Source organism: Curvibacter delicatus NBRC 14919 (assembly GCF_001592265.1).
Taxonomy (GTDB): Bacteria; Pseudomonadota; Gammaproteobacteria; order Burkholderiales; family Burkholderiaceae_C; genus Hylemonella; species Hylemonella delicata.
Genome location: NZ_BCWP01000022.1, coordinates 46,797 through 69,250, shown reverse-complemented (window position 1 = coordinate 69,250; position 22,454 = coordinate 46,797). Strand labels below are relative to the sequence as shown.

Here is a 22,454-nt window from a genome sequence, read left to right as displayed (position 1 = left end):
TGACCGTGTATTCGCCTTCTATGACCGCCACCACGATACAGTTGTGCTTGGGCTTCAACGCCCGATTGACCACTAGCAGATCACCATCAAAGATGCCAGCCTCGACCATGGATAAGCCTCGCACCTGGATGATGAAGGTGGCCTGGGGGTGCGTGATCAAATGCTCGCTCAGATCGATTCGCCGTTCTTGCAAGTCCTCAGCTGGCGAGGGGAAACCAGCGCGGGTGCTACCCAGCAGCTGAGGCACATGGACCGACGTGGTGGTCAGGGGGATGGGGCAGCAGGCATTCAAAATACTGTTCACATATACAGTATAGTCTGAGCGCAAATAACTTGGAATAGAACTCGGGAATGTGCAGCCACTACCAAGCGCCAGCCAATCCAAACATCTACAAGTCGGCCTTTGATGTCGAGCCGCCTTCAAATCTAGGCAGGCAGGATGTCTGGCCCAGCTATTCGGCAGGATTCATTCGCCGTCATCCCCATACCGAGGTAGGGGACGATGCAGTGCCTGATCGAGAGGCCCTGACCGGTCTGTTCGGCATGGTGCCACACTGGGCGAAGGACACCAACGGCAGCAAATACACTTATAACGCTCGCTCTGAAACGGTGGCAGAGAAGCCGAGCTTTCGGGATGCCTGGCGCAAGGCACAGCATTGCATCATTCCAGCCGATGCCTTCTTTGAGCCCGACTGGAGTTCCGGTCGGGCTGTGCCCACCATGATCCAGCGGGTGGATGGGCAGCCCATGGGCATTGCCGGTCTCTGGTCAAGCTGGAAGGCAGGCGATGGCCAGACGGTGTACAGCTTCACGATGCTGACCATCAACGCTGATCAGCATCCCTTGCTGAAGACGCTGCACAAGCCGACTGATGAGAAACGAATGGTGGTGATCCTGCCGCAAGAGCGATACGGCGATTGGCTTGCAGCCTCAGCTCAGGACAGTGGGGACTTTTTACAGCCGTATCCGGCTGACTTGCTCAACGCGAGTACGCCTCTGGGGCGACCACAGTTGTTTTAATTGTTGAGACGAGACCGTCGCCAGCACCTAGGCCCAGCGTGGTTTCACGCTCCACGCGAATGGATTTCAAGTAAAACAGCTTCGAAATCTACTTCAGCGTTCCCGACTTTATCGAGCATAGAGCGTTTGACCGAATTCAATCTATCAAGACAGCTCAGAGCATCGTTTGATGAAAATTCCACGGCCTCCGATCTTTGGCGAAGTTCGCTCAAAATCCCCTTGAACTCGTATTGATAGATCGTGGATCGCAGTTCCGCTTGAAAGCATCTCACTTGGAGTGCCGCCTTCGTCGTACCACGCGGGCGACCTACCTTTCGCTTGGGCGGTTCCGCTTCCTGCTCTGGCGCAGCATTCTCAGCCGCCTTGGTCAAGAGCTTGGAATCCAGATAGTCCGCCATTTCAACAATGGAAACCAGAAGTCGGTCGCCAAGGCCATCAGCGATCTTGAAAGGCAGCTTCTTGGCGCTAGCCAAGTTGTAGATGTGCCCCTTCGAGTACGTCGTAAGGGAGGCGATCTCGTCCACGTCAAGCATTAATTTGCCGGGAAACATGCCCTGTAACAACGGCAGATGTCGTGACACTTGGCCTCCTAATTGATTCCCAAATCAGCAATTTTTCCCAAATTTTTTCCCAAACTGAAAGGGTGAAATCGGGTGAAAATGCGTGAAAATCGATGAAACAGGATGAAGCCCACAGACTTCGCAAAAAAGGCCAGAACCCTTGATTTCATTGGGATTCCAGCCGTTTTCGAGTGGTGCGCGGGGGGGGACTCGAACCCCCACACCATTGCTGGCGTCAGGACCTAAACCTGGTGCGTCTACCAATTTCGCCACCCGCGCGACAAAACAAAATGGGGAGGTCTGGACAGACCTCCCCACGAAATCGGTCAACTTTCTATTTTAACCTGCTGGCGAAACCCCTGGCGTTTCGCGCTTCACCCTGAACCAGGCGGGTCTGGCGCTGCGCGCTAGCCCCGCGGGCGGATTCAAGGAGACGCCGGTGTTTCGCGCTTCACGCGAAACCATGCGGCGTACATCGCCGGCAGCGCCAGCAGGGTCAACAGGGTGGCCACGATCAAGCCGCCCATGATGGCCACGGCCATCGGGCCCCAGAACACCGAGCGCGACAGCGGGATCATGGCCAGCACAGCGGCGGCGGCGGTCAGCACGATCGGGCGCATGCGGCGCACCGCGCTGTCCACGATCGCATCCCAGGCCGGCACGCCGTTGGCACGGTCCTGCTCGATCTGGTCGATCAGGATCACCGAGTTGCGCTGTATCATGCCCATCAGCGCGATCACCCCCAGCAAGGCCACGAAACCGAAGGGCCGGCCCAGCGCCAGGAGCGCACCGGCCACGCCGGCCATGCCCAGCGGGCCGGTCAGGAACACCAGCATGGCGCGGCTGAAGCTCTGCAGCTGCAGCATCAGCAGGGTGAAGGTGATGAACAGCATGACGGGAATGCCGGCCGCAATCGAGCCCTGGCCCTTGCTGCTCTCCTCCACCGCGCCGGCGACATCGATGCGGTAACCGGTCAGGCCGGCCGCCTTCCATTTGGCCTCCAGCGCACGCAAGCTGGGCAGCAGTTCTGCCGTCACGGTGGCGCCCTGCAGGCCTTCGACCACATCGCTTTGCACCGTGATGCCGTAGTCGCGGTTCTCGCGCCACATCACGCCCGGTTCCCAGGTGAACACCGGCTTGGCGATCTGCGTCAGCGGAATCGAACGCCCAGTGGTGGTGGACAGATAGGCATTGCCGATGTCGGTGATGGCGTCGCGCTCGTCCAGCGGCTGGCGCAGCACGATGTCGATCAGCTTGTCGCCCTCGCGGTACTGGCCAACCGTCATGCCGGCCAGGATGGTCCGCGAGGCCTGGGCAATGGCCTGGCTGCTCACACCCAGCGCGCGCGCCTTGGCCTGGTCGATCTCCAGCCGCAGCACCTTGACCGACTCGTTCCAGTTGTCGTTGACACCACGCGTGTTGGGGCTCTCGCGCAACACGGCCTTGACCTCATCCGCGCGCGCGCGCAGCACCGCCGGGTCGCTTCCCACCACGCGGAACTGCACCGGGTACGGCACCGGCGGCCCGTTGGGCAGCAGCTTGACGCGGCCGCGCACCTCGGGGAACTCCTGTGCCAGCAAGGCCGGCAGCTTGATGCGCAGCGCCTCGCGCGTCTTCAGATCCACCGGCATGACGATCAGCTGCGACACATTGGTCTGCGGGAACACCTGGTCCAGCGGCAGGTAAAAACGCGGCACACCCGAGCCAACCCAGGTGCTGACGGAGGCCACACCGGCCTCGGCCATGAGGCGTTTCTCGGCGCGCTGGGTCACTTCTTCATTGGCGGCAAACGAGGTGCCTTCCGGCGACCAGAGCTCGACCAGGATCTCCGGACGGCTCGAATCGGGGAAGAACTGCTGTTGCACCTTGCCCATGCCCACCATGCCCAGCACGAAAGTCAGCAGCGTGATGCCGATGGTCAGCCAGCGGTGCTCCACGCACCAGTTGAGCAGGCGGCGGAAATAGACATAAAACGGGCCGTCGAACAGCTCGTGCGGATGCTCCTTCTTCGGTGGCTTGGCCCGCAGCAGGATGTTGCCCAGGTAAGGCACGAAGTAGACCGACACCAGCCAGCTCAGCACCAGCGCCAGTGTGGTGACACCGAAGATGGCAAAGGTGTACTCGCCCACGCCCGACTTGGCCATGCCGATGGGCAGGAAGCCGGCGGCCGTGATGAGCGTGCCGGTCAGCATGGGCATGGCGGTGATCTCGTAGGCGAAGGTGGCCGCGCGCACCTTGTCGTAGCCCTCCTCGATCTTGTGCACCATCATCTCCACCGCGATGATGGCGTCGTCCACCAGCAGGCCCAGCGCAATGATGAGCGAGCCAAGCGAAATCTTGTGCAGGCCGATGCCCCAGTACTGCATGCCAAGAAAGGTCAGCGCCAGCACCAGCGGAATCGTGATGGCCACCACCAGGCCGGGGCGGATGTCCACGTAATAACGCTTCCACAGCCGGGGCTCGCCGTCGCGCTTGTGAAAGCCCAGGCTGATGAAGCTCACCAGCAGCACGATCACCACCGCCTCGACCAGCACGCCGACAAATTCGTTGACCGAGCGCGCCACCGCCTGCGGCTGGTCCTGCAGCTGCACCAGCTGCACACCGGCCGGCAGCGTCGCCTCGACGCTCGCCGTGGCCTGCTTCAGGGCCTTGCCCAGCCGGATGATGTCGCCACCCTTGGCCATGGAAATGCCCAGCGCGATCACCTGCTTGCCCTGGTGGCGCACCTTGATGGAGGCCGGATCGACATAACCGCGCTTGATCTCGGCGATGTCGCCCAGGCGCAGCTGGCTGCCCGAGCTGCCGCGGATCGGCATGGCACGCAGCTGATCAATCGCTTCGAACTGGCCGGCCACGCGGACCTGCACCACGTCCAGCGGCGTCTGCACCGCACCGGCACTTTCCACCGCGTTCTGCTGGCCCAACTGGGCCAGCACCTGGTTCATGTCCAGCCCCAGCTGGGCCAGGCGCTTCTGCGAAATCTCGATGTAGAGCTTTTCGTCCTGCACGCCGAACAGCTCGACCTTGGCCACATCGGGCACGCGCAGCAGCTGCTGGCGCACGTCATCGGCAAAACGCTTGACCTCGGCATTGCTGAAACCATCGGCTTCCAGCGCGTAGATCACGCCATAGACATCACCGAACTCGTCGTTGAAGAACGGGCCCTGGATACCGGCGGGCAAGGTGTAGCGCATGTCGCCCACCTTCTTGCGCACCGTGTACCAGAGGTCGCTCACCTCGCCCGGCTTGGTCGAGTCCTTGACCTGGAAGATGATCTGCGACTCGCCCGGCTTGGAATAGCTGCGGATCTTGTCGGCGTGCGGCACTTCCTGCAGCGTGCGCTCGATCTTGTCTGTCACCTGCTCCGCCACCTGTTGCGCCGTGGCGCCAGGCCAGTAGGTGCGCACCACCATGGCACGGAAGGTGAACGGCGGATCCTCGTCCTGCCCGAGCTGAAAATAGGACACAAAGCCCAGCAGCATCAGGACCAGCATCAGGTAGCGCGTCAGCGCCGGGTGCTCCAGCGCCCAGCGCGACAGGTTGAAACTGGTCTTCTCGTCTTGTTTGGAAGTCTGCGTCATGCCGGTCTCACTTGCCGTTCACAGAGGCCGCCTGCACCGGCGATGCTACGGAACTGATAGCTGTCTGCGCAGTACTGGCAAGGGATTTGGCCGTTTTTTCCTGATAGATCATGACCTTCTGGCCGGGTGACAGCACGTGCACACCGGCGGCCACCACCAAGGTGCCGGGCTGCAGGCCGCCGGCCACCACCGCTTCGTTGCCGTCGGCCGTGGCAATCTGCACCGGCTGCGACTTCACCGTCATGCTGGCTGGGTCCAGCACCCAGACCGCGGTGGCCTGCCCCTCCTGGCGCAGCGCGCTGGTGGGCAGCTTGATCACTTGTGCACTCGGCGCTTCCACCGTCTGCGGCAGTGCCGTCACCGTGGCGCCCAGCGGCGGCACATCCTTGGCGTCCTTCACCTCCAGCCCCACCTTGACCAGGTAGGTTCGCGTCACCGGGTCGGCGCTGGCCGACACCTCTCGCACCTTGCCGTCCAGCTGGGTCTGGCCCGGCCAGACCCGTACCGCCACCGGCGCGCCCGGCCGCACCGCGGCCACCTTGTCTTCCGGCACCGAGAACACGGCATCGCGCGGGCCATCCTGCGCCACCCGCACCACCGGCAAACCAGCGCTCACCACCTGGCCCGGCTCGGCCTCGATGGCCGTGACCACGCCCGCCGCATCGGCCACTAGCGTGGTGTAGGCCCCCTGGTTGCGTTGTGTGGACAGCTGGGCTTTCGCCTGGTCGACCTGCGCCTGCGCTGCCTTGAGCGAAGCCTCGCGCCGCTCCAGTTCAGCACCGCTGATGAAGTTCTGGTCCCTCAATTCCTTGTAGCGCTTGAAGTCAGCCGCGGCCAGGTCACGGTTGGTCACGGCGGCACCCAGTTGTGCTTGCGCCGCATCGGCCGCCAGCTGGTAATCCTGCGGGTCAAGCTGTGCCAGCACCTGGCCGGCCTTGACCCGCTGGCCCAGCTCCACGTAGCGTTTCGTCAATTTGCCAGCCACCCGAAAGCCCAGCCGCGACTCGATGCGCGGCCGCACATCACCCGAGAACTCCAGCGCCGACTGCAGATTGCCGGCCCCCACCGTCAGCACCTTAACCGAGCGCACCGGCTCCTCAGCCGGCGCCGGACGCGAACAGCCCGCCAGCCAGGCGGTAGAGACGGCCGCAACGGCCAGCAGCAAAGCCCAACGCGGGGCCTGAGGTCCGGAAGAATGGGAAGAAAACATGGGTGACCTGATGTAAATCAATAATTAATGACCGATTGGTTAGTAATCTAGAGCAAAGGCATTCCGCTGTCAAGCGAGAAGATGGATCAGTGCGTCCCCATGCCTGGGTCACAATCCCCGGCGTGAACACGCACCCTGCTCCCCAGCCGATCGCGCACTACGAGAACTTTCCCGTGGCCTCCTGGCTCTGCCCGCCGCGGCTGCGCGCGCCGATCGCCGCCATCTACCACTACGCCCGCACTGCCGATGACATTGCCGACGAAGGTGATGCCCCGGCGCCACAGCGGCTGGACGACCTGGCGGCCTACCGTGCCGACCTGCTGGCCCTGGCCGCCGGCCAGCCGCACAGCGGCCGCTGGCCGCAGGTGTTCGACCCACTGCGTCCCATGCTGCAGGCCTTTCACCTGCCGGTGCCGCTGCTGGCCGATCTGCTCGATGCCTTCACGCAGGACGTGCGCAAGACGCGCGACCAGTCCGGTTATGCCGACCAGGCCGAGTTGCTGGACTACTGCCGCCGCTCGGCCAACCCGGTAGGCCGGCTGCTGCTGCACCTCTACGGCGTACAGGACGAGACCGCCCTGACACAAAGCGACGCCATCTGCACCGCGCTGCAGCTGATCAACTTCTGGCAGGACCTGAGCCGCGACATCCCGCGCGGCCGCCACTACCTGACCGACGCCGACTGTCAGGCTTTCGGCGTCACGCGCGCCGACCTGCAGGCTTTGCAGCAGACGCCCAACGCTACCCAATTGATAGCAGCCCAGGCACACATGGCCAGGGCCATGATGAAAAAAGGTGCCAGGCTCGTGCACCGCCTGCCGGGCCGCGCCGGCTGGGAACTGCGCCTGGTGGTGCAAGGCGGCTTGCGCATCCTGGACAAGATCGAGGCACTGGACTACGCCACGTTGCAGACCCGGCCCACGCTGAAACCCTGGGACGGGGCCGTGATGCTGTGGCGTGCGCTGTGGATGTGACGGCTGGTCACGACGGCACCTCGAAGCAGCGACAATCCAGGATCTGTTCATACCAATTTCACAAGATGCGTTGCGGATCAAAAATGTCATGCGCAAGGCGCGAAACGCCGCCGGGGTCGGCCCCCGGCAAGGCTTCGCAACGCCGCGCATGGCATTTTTGGCCGCAACCCGAAGGGAACGCGATGAAAACCGCGCCACTCGTTGTTGCACTCCTAGCCCAGGCAGCCGGCCTGGGCGTCGTCGCGCGCCTAGATTGGCGCGGTTTTCATCGCGTTCGCACTTGCGAAATTGGTATGAACAGATCCTTGCCATGACGCCCGAGCAGTACGTTCAGCAAAAAGCCGCCGCTTCCGGCAGCAGCTTCTATTACGCCTTCCTCTTCCTCCCGAAACCGCGGCGCGCCGCCATCACCGCCTTCTATGCCTTCTGCCGCGAGGTCGACGACGTGGTGGACGAGGTGAGCGACCCCGGCGTGGCCCAGACCAAGCTGGCCTGGTGGCAGGCCGAGGTGGCACGCGCCTATGCCGGCGAGCCGACCCACCCCGTGACACAGGCGCTGATGCCGCTGGTGGCCGACTACGGCATCGAGGCGCGCCACCTGCTGGCCGTCATCGAGGGCTGCCAGATGGACCTGCAGCAGACGCGTTACCTCGACTACCCGGCCCTGCAGCGCTACTGCCATCTGGTGGCCGGCGTGGTGGGCGAAGTCGCCGCGCGCATCTTCGGCCAGACACAGACACAGACCACCGAGTACGCGCACACGCTGGGCCAGGCCTTCCAGCTCACCAACATCATCCGCGATGTCGGCGAAGACGCCCTGCGCGGCCGCATCTACCTGCCGGTGAGCGAGCTGCAGCAATTCGACGTCAAGGCGCACGAACTGCTCAAGCGCCAATATTCGGAACGCTTCACCGCCTTGATGAAATTCCAGGCCGAGCGCGCCCACCGCCTGTACGACGAAGCGCTGGCCCTGTTGCCCGAGAGCGACCGCCGCACGCAAAAACCCGGCCTGATGATGGCCAGCATCTACCGCACCCTGCTGCGCGAAATCGAGCGCGACAACTTCCAGGTGCTGCACCAGCGCGTCAGCCTCACGCCCTTGCGCAAGCTCTGGCTGGCGTGGCGTGTGCAAGCCTTAGGCAGGATGTAATGCCGATGTCGGTACGGGCGTCATGAAGCTGGCGGTCATCGGCGCCGGCTGGGCCGGCATGGCCGCCGCGGTGCAAGCCACGCGCGACGGCCACCGGGTGACGGTGTTCGAAGCCGCCCGCACCCTGGGCGGCCGCGCCCGCGCGGTGCCGGGCACGCTGCCCGATGGCCGCAAAGTCACCCTCGACAACGGCCAGCACATCCTGATCGGGGCCTACACCGATTCGCTGCGCTTGATGCGTCTGGTGGGCGTTGACCCAGACGTAGCCCTGCTGCGTCTGCCGCTCACCCTGCGTTTCCCCGACGGTGCCGGCCTGCAACTTCCGCACACCCGGCTGCTGCCGACACCACTCGACGCCTTCGTCGGCATTGCACGCGCACGCGGCTGGCCACTGGGCGCACGCGGGAGCCTGCTGCGCGAGGCCTTGCGCTGGCAGATGACGGGGTTCCAGTGCGGCCCCGCGCTGTCGGTGGCGCAGCTGTGCGAGCGCCTGGCACTGCCAGTGCGGCAGGAGCTGATCGAACCGCTGTGCGTCTCGGCCCTCAACACACCAGCCGAACAGGCCAGCGCCCAGGTGTTCCTGCGCGTGCTGCAGGACGCGCTGTTCGGCGTCCCAGGCGGCTCACACCTGCTGCTGCCGCGGCAGGATCTCTCCGCCATCTTCCCCACTGCCGCCGCCAGCTGGCTGCAGCAGCACGGCGGCACGGTGCAGGCCGGCACCCGTGTGATGCAGCTGCGGGCCGCAGGCACGCACTGGCAGCTCGACGGCCAACCCTTCGATGCCGTGCTGCTCGCCGCTTCAGCATCAGAATCGGCTCGGCTCCTTATGGAATATGCGCCAGACGCTCCTGATTCGATAGCAAACAGCCTGACCACCTGGACCGCCACGGCCCAGGCGCTGCGCTACGAGGCCATCACCACCGTCTACGCCTGGGGCAACGGCGCCAGCCTGCCCGCCCCCATGCTGGCCCTGCGCAGCAGCGTTGCGGCGCCCGCACAGTTCGTGTTCGACCGTGGCCAGCTGGGTGGCCCGGCAGGTCTGCTGGCCTTTGTCGTCAGCGCCAGTGACACAGAACGCGAGGTGCTGCAAGCGCAGGTGCTGGCGCAGGCCGGCACACAGCTGGGCCTGGCCCTGCAGCCGGTGCAGACGGTGGTGGAAAAACGCGCCACCTTTGCCTGCACACCGGGTCTGCAGCGTCCGCCGCCAACCATCGCCCCCGGCCTGCTGGCCTGCGGCGACTATGTGGCCGGCCCCTACCCGGCCACGCTGGAAGGCGCGGTGCGCAGCGGTCTGCAGGCCGCTTCCTGCCTGCAGCACAGCAAGGGCTGATCATGGACGCCCCCACCCAAGTCACGCACAATCACCCGAGTTCCACCACGTCATAACCCCCTGCCCGTGTCGATGAAACGCTTTTTCAAGATTTCCCTCATCTCCCTGATCGTGCTGCTGACGGTCGCCGTGATCGCGGCGGCGGGCGCTTTCGCCTGGCATGCCCGCTCCAAGCTGCCGCAGCGGCACGGCACGGTGGGCCTGCAACAACTCAAGGCACCGGTCAGCGTGGCCTATGACGAGCGTGGCGTCCCCCACATCAGCGCCCAGCATGAGGCCGACCTCTACCGCGCCCTGGGTTATGTGCATGCGCAGGACCGGCTGTTCCAGATCGAAATGGTGCGCCGGCTGGCACGCGGTGAGCTGGCGGAAATCATCGGCCCCAAGCTGCTCGACACCGACCGCCTGTTCCGCACCCTCGGCCTGCGTGCCCACGCCGAAGCGGTGGTGGCCCGCGCCGACCACAACAGCCCGGCCTGGCAGGCGCTGACCGCTTACCTCGATGGCATCAACCAGTACCAGGCCAGCCGGCCGCTGCCGCTGGAATTCGAGATTCTCGGCATCACACCGCGCCCGTTCACGCCGGTCGACACCATCGCCGTCTCGGGCTACCTGGCCTACAGCTTCGCCGCTGCCTTTCGCACCGAACCGGTCCTGACCTTTGTGCGCGACCAGCTCGGCCCGGCCTACCTGAAAACGTTTGACCTCGAATGGCATCCGCTGGGCGTGGTCGGCCCCCTGGCGGAAGCCGCGCTGATGGCACAACCGTCGTCCCCGCACCTGACGCCGGCCGACTGGCAGGGGCTGAACCGCCTGGCCGAACTCAGCCACGAAGCGCTGAGCGTGGCCGGTGTGCCGCAGTTCGAAGGCAGCAATGCCTGGGTGGTCTCGGGGCGCCACACCGCCAGCGGCAAGCCCTTGCTGGCCGGCGACCCGCACATCAGCTTTGCCGCGCCCGCCGTCTGGTACGAGGCGCACCTGAAGGCACCGGGTTTCGAGCTCTACGGCCACCACCAGGCACTCAACCCGGTGGCCCTGCTCGGCCACAACACGCAGTTCGGCTGGAGCCTGACCATGTTCCAGAACGACGACCTGGACCTGGTGGCCGAGAAGGTCAACCCGGCCAACCCGAACCAGGTCTGGTACCAGGGCCGGTGGGTCGACCTGCAAAGCCGCACCGAGACCATCGCCGTCAAGGGGGCCGCCCCCGTCACGTTGACACTGCGCCGCTCGCCGCATGGCCCGCTCATCAACGACGCCTTTGCCGACAGCCTGGGCAAGACACCGATCGCCATGTGGTGGACCTGGGCCGAAACCGACAACCCGATCCTCGACGCCTTCTACGAACTCAACCGCGCCGACACGCGTGAAAAGGCCCGGCAGGCCTCCAGCAAGATCCATGCACCCGGTCTCAACATCGTCTGGGCCAATGCCGCCGGCGACATCGGCTGGTGGGCCGCCGCCAAACTGCCGCAGCGCCCGGAGAATGTCAACCCGACCTTCATCCTGGATGGCAGCAAGGGCGAGGCCGACAAGCTGGGCTTCTACCGCTTCCAGGACAACCCGCAGGAGGAAAATCCGGCACGCGGGTACATCGTCTCGGCCAACCACCAGCCGGCCCCCAGCAGCGGCCTGCCGGTGCCGGGTTACTACAACCTGTATGAACGGGCCCAGCGGCTCGACCAACTGCTGCGCGAGCCCGGCACCCAATGGGATCTGCAGAACAGCAAAGCGCTGCAGCTCGACGGCCGCACCAACTACGGGCCGCGCGTGCTCGGGCCGCTGCTGATGGAGCTGAACACCGTGGTAGTGGACGGCGCAGAACGTGCCCTGCTGGGCCAACTGGCCGAATGGGACGGCAGCCACAGCACAACCAGCATCGCGCCCACCCTGTTCAACCAGTTCGTCTACGAACTGGCCAAGGCCGCCATGCAGGACGAACTGGGCGAGGTGCAGTTCCGCAACCTGCTGCGCACGCGTGCGCTCGACCATGCCCTGCCGCGTCTGAGTGCCGATGCCAGCTCCCCCTGGTGGGACCAGCGCGGCACCCCCGCGGTGGAAAAACGGCGCGACATCCTGCAGCTGGCCTGGCGCGCCACCATCGACCACCTCCGCTCCACCCTGGGCAAGACCCCGGCCAGCTGGGTCTGGGCCAAGGCCCACACGCTCACCCACAACCACCCGCTGGGCCAGCAAAAACCGCTGGATCTGCTGTTCAACATTGGCCCCTTCGAAGCACCGGGCGGCCGTGAAGTGCCCAATAACCTCGCCTTCCCGGTCGGCCCGGCCCCTTGGGCCGTGAGCTACGGCCCGTCCACCCGGCGCCTGATCGATTTCGCCGATGCCGGCAAGGGACTGGGCATCAACCCGGTGGGCCAGAGCGGTGTGCTGCTCGATCCCTACCACCATGACCAGGCCGAGGCCTATGTGGCCGGCCGCTACCAGCCCATGCACCTGAGCCCGGCCGATGTGGCGGTCAATACGCGCAGCACGCTGGTGCTGCAGCCGCAGCGCTAAACCGCCGTCTGCAGCAAGGCGCAGAGCTGCGCCATGTCGTCCACAGTGGCATGCGGGCGCTGCGTCTCGTGCGCCCAATCGTGGTTGGCCCGGTTGACCCAGACCGTCTGCATGCCGGCATTCAGGCCGCCGAGCACATCCAGCGTGGCATCGTCGCCCACGTGCAGCACCTCATGCGGCAACACGCCGGCGGCCTGTGCCGCGGCGTGGAAGATGCGCGGATCGGGCTTGCCGACACCGAAACTCTGTGCGCTCAAGCCGGCGTGGAAATACTCACCCAGGCCGACACGGTGCAGATCGGCATTGCCGTTGGACACGGCCACCACCGGATAACGCGCCGCCAGCCAGGCCAGCGCCGGGCGGGCATCCTCGAACAGGTCCACCCGCATGCGCTCGGCGATGAACACCTCGTAGGCGGGCGCCACCAGCGCGGTGTCTTCACCATGGCGCTGCAGGCCAAGGCGGATCAGTTCCTGGCGCAAGGCGCGCAGATCATGGCCGATGTCGGGCCGCTGCTGCAGCACCTCACGCCGCAGCGCCAGGCGCTGCTCGGTATCGGCCAGCAACGCTGCCGTTCGCGGCGCCTGCGGCCGCAGCCATTCCTGCAGTGCCTGCTCGGCGCGCGCGATCACCGGCCAGATTGGCCACAGCGTGTCATCGAGATCGAGGGATATTGCCCGTATCTTGGTTGTATCTAGCATTGCTGGGCGAGAATACCGCATGGCATTCAAACAAGAACCCGCGTACACCCATGGCCAGGCACCGTCTACGGCCATTCTGCTGTGCAACCTGGGCACGCCCGATGCGCCCACGCCTGCGGCCCTGCGCCGTTACCTGGCCGAGTTCCTGGGCGACCACCGTGTGGTCGAGATCCCGAAGCCGATCTGGTGGCTGATCCTGCACGGCATCATCCTGCGCGTGCGCCCGGCCAAGTCGGCCGCCAAGTACGCCAGCATCTGGACGCCCGAAGGCTCCCCGTTGAAGGTCTGGACCGAGAAGCAGGCACAAGGGCTTCAGGCCTGGCTGCAGGGCCATGGCCATCACGTCACCGTGCGCTACGCCATGCGCTACGGCAGCCCGTCGATCGCCGCACAGCTCGATGCCCTGAAGGCCGAGGGCGCCACACGCGTACTGGTGCTGCCGGCCTACCCGCAGTACTCCGGCACCACCACCGCCAGTGTGTTCGACGCCATCTACCACTGGGCCGCGCAGGTGCGCAGCATCCCCGAGCTGCGCTTCGTCAACCGCTACCACGACGATGCGGGTTACATCAGTGCCTTGGCGCAGCGCATCCGCGCCTACTGGCAAGCCCACGGCCAGCCGGACAAGCTGGTGATGAGTTTCCACGGTGTGCCCGAGCGCACGCTGCACCTGGGTGACCCCTACCACTGCGAATGCCACAAGACCGCGCGGCTGCTGGCCGAACAGCTGGGGCTGAGCCGTGAACAGTACCAGTTGACCTTCCAGTCGCGCTTCGGCAAGGCCAAGTGGCTCGAGCCCTACACCGAACCGACACTGATCAAGATGGGCCAGGCCGGTGTGAAACGCGTTGACGTGGTGTGTCCCGGTTTCACCAGCGACTGTCTGGAGACGTTGGAAGAAATCGCCCAGGAGGCGAAGCAGGCTTTCCTGACCGCTGGCGGCCAGGAATTCCACTACATCCCCTGCCTGAACGACAGCGCCGAGGCCATCGCCGCGCTGGGCGGCATCACGCTGCAGCATCTGGCCGGCTGGCCGACACACAGTGCACCCGACGCGCAGGCACTGGCGGCTTCACGTGCTGCCGCGCTGGCCTTGGGCGCCCGCAACTGAAGCACGGAACACTATTGTTTCAGTAGCTGCCGGCGCATAAGCAGCAAGGCCTACAGGACAATTTGGCTTGAATTTCCTAGCGCTGGCGCCGCAGCGCTTCGTAGGCTGGCCGGCCCAGACATTGGGCCAGCCAGGCGCTGACCAGCGGATGCTGCGCCAGCAACTCGCGCGCCGGCTTCACCCACAGCATGACGCTGGCCACGCACAGGTCGGCCACCGTGAAACGTGCCGCTGCGATGAAAGCCTCGCCACGCGCCTGCTGCTGCGTCAGGTGCTGCTCCAGCACACGCAGCGGCACCTTCAGGCGCCGTTCTGCCGCTTCGGCCAGATCATGCTTGCGCTCCTCGGCCGGCATCGCCAAACGGTGCATCAGCACGGTGAGCGCGTCCTTTTCCAGTTCGGTCACGGTCCAGAAGCTCCAGCGCAGCGCCTCGGCGTCCTCGCGCGGCGTGGCCGGCACCAGGTTCACTCCGTCGGCCTGGCCGTGGTGGCGCGCGATGTACAGCGCGCAGGCCATGCTCTCCCACACCGTCACGTCGCCCTCGGGCCGGTGGTCGACCAGGACCGGAATGTGGCCATTGGGGTTGATCGCCAGGAACGCCGGCGTGCGCGTGGTGCCGAGCTTGTAGTCGGTCTGCACATGCTCGAAATCGAGCCCCAGCTCGGTGGCGGCCCACAGGGGGCGCAACGCGCGCGATGCGATGATGCCGTAGATCGTCAAGGCCATGCCTGCTCCTCGTTCTTCTTGATGAATCGAGCCTGCATTGTGCCAAGCCGGCACCGCGCCACCGCGGTCTCCCGCAGCGGAATCTGTCACCGCAGCGTCAGGCGGCGCGGCGGATGAAGTCGAGCACGGCGTCGAGCTGGGCCGGCACGTTGAGCGCCGGCGCATGGCCGCAGTCGGGCACCTCGATCGCCTGCAACTGCCCCCTTCGGCCTGGGCCGCAGGTCTGCATCTTGGCGGCCGTCTCCGGCAACACCAGGTCGGACTCGACACCGCGCAGCAGCAGCACCGGAATGTCGACCTGTTCGTAGTGATCCCAGATCAGATAGTCATCGGGGTGGTGCTCGAACTGCTGCACCATGGCCGGGTCGTAATGCGGCGTCACGCGGCCGTTGGGCAGGCGGCGGGTGGAGGTCTCGGTCAGGCGGCGCCACTGCGCGTCGCTGAGCCAGCCGTAGGGCTTGTAGGCCTGGCGGAAGAAGGCCTCCAGCTCACGCACCGTCTCGAACGCCGGCGGGTTGCCGGCATAGGCGCGGATGCGGTTGATGGCCGCAGCCGCCAGCTCGGGCGCGTTGTCGTTGAGCACCAGGCTGCGGATGCGTGCCTTGAGCTGCGGCTGGAACAGACCCGAGGCGCACACCGTGCCGATGGCCCCGCCCATGGAGGTGCCGACCCAGTGGGCGCGCTCGATCTTCAGCTGACCGAACAACTCGGCCGCCAGGCGCGCATAAAACGCCAGGCAATACTCCTGCAGCGGCAACGGGCTCCACTGGCTCAGGCCACGGCCCAGCGTGTCGGGGCAGATAACGCGGTAGCCGTGGGCGCTCAGGTGCCCGGCCAGTTCGTCCATGTCGCGCCCGGTGCGCGCCAGGCCATGCCAGGCGATCACGGTCTCGCGGTTCCCGCTCCCCCACTCCATGTAATGGATTTCGCGGCCGGCCAAGGTCAGGTAATTCGACGTGGGATTCATCGTGCGCCTCCTTGGGCCGCCGCGCGCAGGCGCCCGACCACCCCGGTGGGGAAGTAATAAACCGACAGCACAAACAGCAGGCCGAGCCAGAGCAGCCAGCGGTCGGGCGACAACAGCGCCGCCAGTTGCGGCACGGCGGAGGCGGCTTCGCTGGCCAGACGCAGCAGGTCCTGCAGATAACTTTGCGCCACCACAAACAGCGCCGCACCAATGGCCGAGCCGTAGATCGTGCCCATGCCGCCGATGACCACGATGAGCAGCACGTCCATCATGATCTCGAACGAAAGCGACGTGTCCGGCCCGTTGTAGCGCAGCCAGAGCGCCAGCATGGCGCCGGCCAGGCAGGCGAACAGGGCCGACAACACGCTGGAGAGCGTGCGGTACACCACTACACGGTAGCCGATGGCTTCGGCACGGAACTCGTTTTCACGGATCGCCTGCAGCACACGGCCGAACGGCGAGTTGACGATACGCAGCAGCGCCAGCAGCAGCACCAGCGCCACGAAAAACAGCAGGTAGTAGCAGATCAGCTTGCCGTCGAGCATGACGCCCAACACCGGCTCCTCGAACAGCTCGAAGCTGGGCGACAGCCACTCCGGCAGCTTGAAGCTCAGGCCATCCTCACCACCGGTGAATTCCGACAGCTGCGAAGCCAGGGTCTGGAAAGCCGAGGCCACTGCCAATGTGATCATGGCGAAGAAGATGGCGCGCACGCGCAGCGAAAACAGGCCGATGGCCAGCGCCAGCAGCAGCGACAGCGCCAGTGCCGCGACCAGCCCCACACCCAGCGCGCCCCAGGTGGGCCCGAGCAGGGTGCTGGCAATCGCAATGCCATAGGCACCGATGCCGAAGAACATGGTGTGCGCAAAGCTGACGATGCCGGTGTAACCCAGCAGCAGGTCGAAGCTGGCCACCAGCACGACGAAAATCAGCACCTTGGCCGCAACGTTGAGCGCCTTGACGCCCGGCGCGATAAAAGGCGCAGCCGCCAGCGCCAGCAGCAGCAGGACCAGCAGCACCGCCAGCACGCGGCTGCGCGGCAGGTCGTTGGAAATGAGACGAGCGAACATGTTTAACGCTCCTTAACGATTCGCCACGGGGTAAACCCCTTGCGGCCGCCACAGCAGGATGGCCACCATCAGCGCGATGTTGGAAAACAGCGCCACCTTCGGCAGCAGGAAGCCGGTGTAGTTGGCCATCAGCCCGACCAGCAGCGAACCAATGAGCGCGCCGCCGGTGGACCCCAGGCCGCCGATGATGATGACGATGAAGATCAGCACATTGACCTGTGCGCCCATCTGCGGCACCACGTTCTGCTGGTACAGGCCCCACATCACGCCGCCCAGGCCGGCCAGCGCGCTGCCCATGACGAACACGCCGACGAACAGGCGGCGGATGCGGTAGCCCAGCGCCTCGACCATCTCGCGGTCCTGCACGCCGGCGCGGATCAGCAGGCCGATCTTGGTGCGCGACAGTGTCCAGGCCTGCACGGCAAACACCACCAGCCCCACCACCACCGCGATCACGCGGTACTTCTCGATCGAGGCCTCGCCCAGCGCCAAGGCGCCGCGCATGCCCTCGGGCAAGGGCAGCGGGATCTGCAGCGGGCCCCAGATCACCTTGATCAGTTCCTCCCCGATGATCATGCCGCCCATGGTGATGAGGATCTGCTTGAGGTGCTGGCCGTAAACCGGCCGCACGATGAAACGCTCGAAGGCCAGGCCCAGGGCACCGGCTACCGCCATGGCCACCAGCATGGCCGGCAGCACGGCCACCAGGTTGCGCCACAGCTCGGCCGAACCGGTCCAGTCACCCATGGCCCCCAGCACGCTGGTGGCGACAAAGGCACCAAGCGCGATGAAGACGCCATGGCCGAAGTTGAGCACGTCCATCAGGCCGAACACCAGCGTCAGGCCGGAGGCGATGATGAAGACGATCATGCCCATGGCCAGGCCGGCCACGGTGAGCGTGAGCCAGGTTGAGCCGGAGCCGATCAAGGGCAGCGCGGCCAAGGCCAGCAAGGGCACCAGCAGCAAGGGCTTGTAATCAAAGTCTTTGGTCATAGCGCCAGCCCCAGCAGCGACTGCTGCAACACTTCGTCCTCGGCCAGCGCCTGCATGGCACCGGCATGCACCACGCGGCCGTCATCCATCACGGCCACCCGGTCACCGAGGCGTTTGGCGAAGTTGATGTTCTGCTCCACCAGCAGGATGGTCACGCCGCTGGCCTTGAGCTGCTGGAAGGCGGTGATCATGTTGTCGATCATCACCGGCGCCAGGCCCTTGCTCGGCTCGTCGACGATCAGCAGGCGGCGCGGCTCGACGATGGCGCGCGACACCGCCAGCATCTGCTTCTGCCCGCCCGACAGCTTGCCGGCGGGATGGTTCCAGAATTTCTCCACCGCCGGAAAGAGCTTGAAGATCCACTGCAGGCGTTCCTCGTCCATGTCGCGGGCATGTTTTGCCTTGCGCGCGGCCAGCAGCATGTTCTCTTTCACCGTGAGGTCGGCGAAGATGCCCATGTTCTCCGGCACGTAGGCGATGTCCAGCGCAGCGATGGCCGGCGTGTGCAGGCGCGTGATGTCCTGACCGTTGAAGGTGATGCGGCCGGCGGAGGCCTGCCACAGGCCCATGATGGTGCGCAGCGTGGTGGTCTTGCCGACACCGTTGCGGCCCAGCAGCATGGTCAGTTGGCCGCGCGGCACGGCCAGGTCCACGCCGTGCAGGATGTGGTACGCACCGATGTGGGTATGCACGCCTTCGAGCGTCAACAACATGTCGCTCATTCGATCACCTCCGTGCTCCGCACTGCGGTGCGAGCCCTCTTCGGAACAGCTGTGCGCGGGCTCATGCGGGCTCCTTGGCAATGCCCAGATAGGCTTCCTGTACTACTGGCGAGGCAATCACGGCCGCTGGTTCGCCGTCGGCCACCAGCGTGCCGTTGTGCAGCACGATGATGCGGTCGGCCAGCTCGCGCACCACGTCCATCTTGTGCTCCACCAGCAGGATGGTCTTGGACTTGTCCTGTTTGAGCGCACGGATCAGGTTCAGGATCACCGGCGCCTCGTCATGGCTCATGCCCGCCGTGGGTTCATCAAACATGTAGACCTGCGGGTCCAGCGCCATCAGCAGCGCCACTTCCAGCTTGCGCTGGTCGCCGTGCGGCAGGCTGGCCACCGGCGCATCCTGCTGGCGTGCCATCGCCACCGATTCGAGGATGGCATGGGCCCGCTCGGTCAGACGCGCGTGATCACTCCAGATGCTCCACAGGTTCAGCCCACGACGGTGCGGCCCGTCCAGTGAGGCCTGCACTGCCAGGCGCACGTTCTCCAGCACGCTCAGGTTCGGGAACAGGTTGGTCAACTGAAAGGCACGCCCCAGGCCGGCACGCGTGCGGGCCGAGGCCGGCAGGGGCGACAGGTCTTCCCCATTCAGCAGCACCGCCCCCTCGCTGGCCGGCAACTGGCCCGAGATCAGGTTGAAGTAGGTGGTCTTGCCAGCGCCATTGGGGCCGACGATGGCCGTCAGCGTGCCCGGTGCAAAGCGGCACGAGACGGCATTGACCGCCACGTGCCCGCCGAAGCGGATCGTGAGATCCCGAGTTTCAAGCATGTTGAAGAATGGAGAAGGAATTGAGGGAGCGGCGTAGCGAGCGCGCCGAGGGCAAGGCGCACAGCGCGCAGAAACCGGAACGTACTTGCAGTACGTGAGGATTTCGAGCACTGCGCAACGCCGCCATCGGCGCGCGCAGTAGCCGAGCACTCAATTACCGTTTGTTGCGGATGGGGATAGCCATCTCTTCCGCCTTGATCTCGCGCACGAGTTCAGGCACGCCCCAGGCAAAGGCCGGGTCCACCTTGATCTTGAAGTGGTACATGCTCTGCATGGCCTGGTGGTCTTCCTTGCGGAACGTCATCTTGCCCTTGGGGGTGTCGAAGCTCATGCCTTCCATCGCCTTGATCAGCGTGTTGGTGGCGGTGTCGCCATTGGTCTTCTTCAGTGCCGTGACCACGGCCATGGCGGCGCTGAAACCACCCGCAGTGAAGAAGTCCGGCGGGGCCTTGAACTGCTTGTAGTGCATGGACACCAGGGCTTCGTTGACCGGGTTCTTCGGAATGCCGAAGTAGTAGTAGGCTGCGCCCTCCATGCCGGGGAACTGCTTGTAGGCCGTCATGGCCGGCAGGATGTTGCCCCCGGTGGCGATCTCGATGCCGTGGCGCTTGAGGTCCATGTCGGCGATCTTGAAGGGGTTGCCGCCGGCCCAGATGATGAAGATCACCTTGCGGCCCGGCAGGCCCTTGAGCTTGTCGATCATGCGCTGGCCGCCGGCGGTGAAGTCGGTCGTAGCCGGCGGCAGGTACTCCTCGTGCACCAGCTTGGCCTTCTTCAGCGCTTCCTTGAAGGCCTTGACGCCATCACGGCCGAAAGCCGAGTCCTGTGCCATGGTGACGATGCTCACGCCGTCCTTGTCCAGCGCCACGGCGTTGGCGATGGCGTCCTGGCTGCTGTTGCGGCCGGTACGGAAGATGTACTTGTTCCACTTGTCGCCGGTGATGGAATCGGCCACGGCCGGCTCCACCAGAAGGATCTTCTTGTACTCCTCGGCCACCGGCAGCATGGCCAGTGCCACCGGCGAAGCCGTGGGGCCGACCGCCAGATCCACCTTGTCGTCGCCGTAGGCGGCGGCCAGCAGGCTCTTGCCGAGGTCGGGCTTGCCTTGGTCGTCCTTCTCGATCACCACGATCTTGCGGCCAGCGACCGCCATGGTGCCGCCGGTGGCGTAGTCCAGTCCCATCATGAAACCGGTCTGGGTCTGCTTGCCATAGGCCTCCAGGGCACCGGTCTTGCTGTAGATGTGGGCAATGCGGATGTCCTTGCCCTGCGCGAAAACCGTACCGGCGAAGAGTGTGGCGGCCATGGTCGCGGTCATCAGACCGGCCCGGGCAACCCAGGTGCGTCGTTGCATGGATGTCTCCTTGTTATGTGTGCGAACAGTGCATCTCAGCACAGATCATGCCAATCGCCAAGTACTTGATTTGATTGACTTTCCTGGGAGCCTCAATAGAATTTGCCTGAAATTCAGACAATTATTTGTCTACATAAAAGACATTTGTTCAATTATCGGACAGCCGAATCGAGCCGCCCGTACAGGGTGGCACGGGAGATACCCAGAAGTTTCGCTGCGGCCACCTTGTTGCCGCCACTGGCCGTCATGGCGGCGGCAATGGCAGTGCGCTCGAGTTGCGCCACCTGCTCGGCCAACGGGCGGATCGGTGTGGACGCGCAAGCCTGCTGCGTGCCTTCGGTCAGCACCGGCTCCAGTTGTTCGATGCCGGTCTCGCGCAACACCTTCTCGATCTGCGCCCGGTCGATGCGGTGGGAGTCGCCCAGCATGGCGGCCTGCTCCAGCACATTGCGCAATTCACGCACATTGCCGCGCCAGACCTGCGCCGACAACAGGTCCATGGCATCGGCCGTCAACTCAGGCTGCGGCAGGCCGCTGCGCAAGGCAATGTCTTCGCCCAGTGCCTCCGCCAGTGCCGGGATGTCTGCGCGGCGCTCACGCAGCGGCGGCACCCGGATCGGCAGCACATTCAAACGGTAGTACAGGTCCTCGCGGAATTTGCCTTCGCGCACCAGACGCCCGAGGTCGCGCGAGGTGGCGGCAATCACCTTGGCATCGAAACGCATCAGCTGGTTGGAGCCCAGCGGCTCGAACTCGCCTTCCTGCAAGGCGCGCAAGAGCTTGGACTGCAGCCCCAGCGGCATGTCACCGATTTCATCCAGGAACAGCGTGCCACCGTCGGCCAGCTTGAGCTTGCCATCGCGTCCCTTGCGCTCGGCACCGGTGTAGGCGCCGGGCGCCACACCGAAGAACTCCGCCTCCAGCAGGGTGTCGGGCACGGCCGCGATGTTGACGCTGACGAACGGCTTGGTTGCACGGGCCGACACCGCATGGATGGCATGCGCCAGCAACTCCTTGCCGGTGCCGGTCTCGCCCAGCAACAGCACGGTGCTGCTGGACTGCGCGGCACGGCGCGCCAGTCGTTTGACCTCCACCACCGCCGGGCTGGCACCGACGAAACTGGCAAAGGTGTACTTGGCCTGACGCTGCCCGCTGCGCTGGCTGGCCAGCTCGCGGCGGGCGTCGTCGAGTTCGCGCTGCAGGGCGGCAAACTTGGTGATCAATGGTTGCAGATTGGTCTCGGGGTGGTCGAACAGCACGATGCCCAAGGCACCGATGACCTCGCCCGAGCTATCGCGCAGCGGAATGCGGCTGACGCCAAAGGTACCGGCACGGTTGCTCAGCAGGTCGATCAGGATCGGCTTGCCGCTCTCGATCACGTGGTGCATCTGCGTGTTCTGCACCACGCTGGCCACCGGATGGCCGACAAAATCCTCCACACGTTCGAACCCGAGCGCCGGCAGGAAGCGTTTGTACTGCTCGTTGATCCAGACCACCTTGCCCTGCCGGTCCACCAGCAGCATGCCTTCGCTGGCGTTGGCAAACAGGTCGAACATGGAGCGCGCCGCCAGCTCCAGAATGCTCTGGGCATCACGCGGCAAGGTGTCCGTTTTTTCCATGTGCCAATGGTACAGTGGACCT

Annotated in this window: 19 protein-coding genes and 1 tRNA gene; 6 read left to right on the top strand and 14 right to left on the bottom strand. The window is 65.1% G+C overall.

The window, feature by feature from the left end; genetic code table 11:
- Positions 1 to 304: LexA family protein (locus CDE01S_RS18195; RefSeq protein ID WP_084382856.1), on the bottom strand; the 304-nt coding region annotated here is incomplete at its 3' end.
- 47 nt (positions 305 to 351) lie between these two features.
- Between CDE01S_RS18195 and CDE01S_RS11610 the strand changes: the two genes are divergently transcribed.
- Entirely contained in the window at positions 352 to 1,020 is a 669-nt protein-coding gene (locus tag CDE01S_RS11610) for an SOS response-associated peptidase (protein WP_066707429.1), read from the top strand.
- A 44-nt stretch (positions 1,021 to 1,064) separates the two neighbouring features.
- On the opposite strand, the gene CDE01S_RS11605 is transcribed toward CDE01S_RS11610, so the two are convergent.
- From CDE01S_RS11605 to CDE01S_RS11590, 4 genes are all read right to left on the bottom strand, one after another.
- Positions 1,065 to 1,601, bottom strand: coding sequence for a hypothetical protein (locus CDE01S_RS11605; protein WP_157077111.1), 537 nt, complete (start codon positions 1,599 to 1,601; stop codon positions 1,065 to 1,067).
- 171 nt (positions 1,602 to 1,772) lie between these two features.
- Positions 1,773 to 1,859, bottom strand: a tRNA-Leu gene (locus tag CDE01S_RS11600).
- A 146-nt stretch (positions 1,860 to 2,005) separates the two neighbouring features.
- Positions 2,006 to 5,161, bottom strand: coding sequence for an efflux RND transporter permease subunit (locus CDE01S_RS11595; protein WP_066707424.1), 3,156 nt, complete (start codon positions 5,159 to 5,161; stop codon positions 2,006 to 2,008).
- A gap of 7 nt (positions 5,162 to 5,168) precedes the next feature.
- Complete coding sequence (locus tag CDE01S_RS11590) at positions 5,169 to 6,371, bottom strand: efflux RND transporter periplasmic adaptor subunit (RefSeq protein WP_066707421.1); 1,203 nt, start codon at positions 6,369 to 6,371, stop codon at positions 5,169 to 5,171.
- Positions 6,372 to 6,493: 122 nt separating this feature from the next.
- Here CDE01S_RS11590 and hpnC point away from each other — a divergent pair, with 122 nt between their 5' ends.
- The 4 genes from hpnC (at position 6,494) to CDE01S_RS11570 (ending at position 12,342) form a co-directional block, all read left to right on the top strand.
- Positions 6,494 to 7,345, top strand: coding sequence for a squalene synthase HpnC (hpnC, locus tag CDE01S_RS11585; protein ID WP_245636165.1), 852 nt, complete (start codon positions 6,494 to 6,496; stop codon positions 7,343 to 7,345).
- Positions 7,346 to 7,655: 310 nt separating this feature from the next.
- Positions 7,656 to 8,495: a presqualene diphosphate synthase HpnD gene (hpnD, locus tag CDE01S_RS11580; protein ID WP_066707418.1), complete on the top strand. Its 840-nt coding sequence runs from the start codon at positions 7,656 to 7,658 to the stop codon at positions 8,493 to 8,495.
- A gap of 22 nt (positions 8,496 to 8,517) precedes the next feature.
- On the top strand, positions 8,518 to 9,825 hold the full coding sequence (gene hpnE / locus CDE01S_RS11575) for a hydroxysqualene dehydroxylase HpnE (RefSeq protein ID WP_066707415.1): 1,308 nt from the start codon (positions 8,518 to 8,520) through the stop codon (positions 9,823 to 9,825).
- 72 nt (positions 9,826 to 9,897) lie between these two features.
- Positions 9,898 to 12,342: a penicillin acylase family protein gene (locus CDE01S_RS11570; RefSeq protein ID WP_066707412.1), complete on the top strand. Its 2,445-nt coding sequence runs from the start codon at positions 9,898 to 9,900 to the stop codon at positions 12,340 to 12,342.
- On the opposite strand, the gene CDE01S_RS11565 is transcribed toward CDE01S_RS11570, so the two are convergent.
- Entirely contained in the window at positions 12,339 to 13,043 is a 705-nt protein-coding gene (locus tag CDE01S_RS11565) for an HAD family hydrolase (RefSeq protein ID WP_084382852.1), read from the bottom strand. The genes CDE01S_RS11570 and CDE01S_RS11565 overlap by 4 nt on opposite strands.
- A gap of 19 nt (positions 13,044 to 13,062) precedes the next feature.
- Between CDE01S_RS11565 and hemH the strand changes: the two genes are divergently transcribed.
- Positions 13,063 to 14,154, top strand: coding sequence for a ferrochelatase (hemH, locus tag CDE01S_RS11560; RefSeq protein WP_066707409.1), 1,092 nt, complete (start codon positions 13,063 to 13,065; stop codon positions 14,152 to 14,154).
- A 76-nt stretch (positions 14,155 to 14,230) separates the two neighbouring features.
- On the opposite strand, the gene CDE01S_RS11555 is transcribed toward hemH, so the two are convergent.
- The 8 genes from CDE01S_RS11555 to CDE01S_RS11520 form a co-directional block, all read right to left on the bottom strand.
- Positions 14,231 to 14,881: a glutathione S-transferase family protein gene (locus tag CDE01S_RS11555; RefSeq protein WP_066707406.1), complete on the bottom strand. Its 651-nt coding sequence runs from the start codon at positions 14,879 to 14,881 to the stop codon at positions 14,231 to 14,233.
- Positions 14,882 to 14,978: 97 nt separating this feature from the next.
- On the bottom strand, positions 14,979 to 15,848 hold the full coding sequence (locus CDE01S_RS11550) for an alpha/beta fold hydrolase (RefSeq protein WP_066707403.1): 870 nt from the start codon (positions 15,846 to 15,848) through the stop codon (positions 14,979 to 14,981).
- Entirely contained in the window at positions 15,845 to 16,918 is a 1,074-nt protein-coding gene (locus CDE01S_RS11545) for a branched-chain amino acid ABC transporter permease (RefSeq protein ID WP_066707400.1), read from the bottom strand. Before CDE01S_RS11545 ends, CDE01S_RS11550 begins: the two co-directional genes overlap by 4 nt.
- Positions 16,919 to 16,930: 12 nt before the next feature.
- Positions 16,931 to 17,911 (bottom strand): branched-chain amino acid ABC transporter permease, encoded by a 981-nt coding sequence (locus tag CDE01S_RS11540; RefSeq protein ID WP_066707397.1) that lies wholly within the window; start codon positions 17,909 to 17,911, stop codon positions 16,931 to 16,933.
- A complete protein-coding gene (locus tag CDE01S_RS11535; RefSeq protein ID WP_066707394.1) occupies positions 17,908 to 18,633 on the bottom strand; it encodes an ABC transporter ATP-binding protein in 726 nt (241 codons plus the stop codon). The genes CDE01S_RS11540 and CDE01S_RS11535 overlap by 4 nt, the downstream gene beginning before the upstream one ends.
- 61 nt (positions 18,634 to 18,694) lie before the next feature.
- A complete protein-coding gene (locus CDE01S_RS11530; RefSeq protein WP_066707391.1) occupies positions 18,695 to 19,459 on the bottom strand; it encodes an ABC transporter ATP-binding protein in 765 nt (254 codons plus the stop codon).
- 154 nt (positions 19,460 to 19,613) lie between these two features.
- Entirely contained in the window at positions 19,614 to 20,813 is a 1,200-nt protein-coding gene (locus tag CDE01S_RS11525; protein ID WP_066707388.1) for a substrate-binding domain-containing protein, read from the bottom strand.
- A gap of 152 nt (positions 20,814 to 20,965) precedes the next feature.
- Entirely contained in the window at positions 20,966 to 22,432 is a 1,467-nt protein-coding gene (locus CDE01S_RS11520; protein ID WP_066707381.1) for a sigma-54 interaction domain-containing protein, read from the bottom strand.
- Positions 22,433 to 22,454 lie beyond the last annotated feature (22 nt).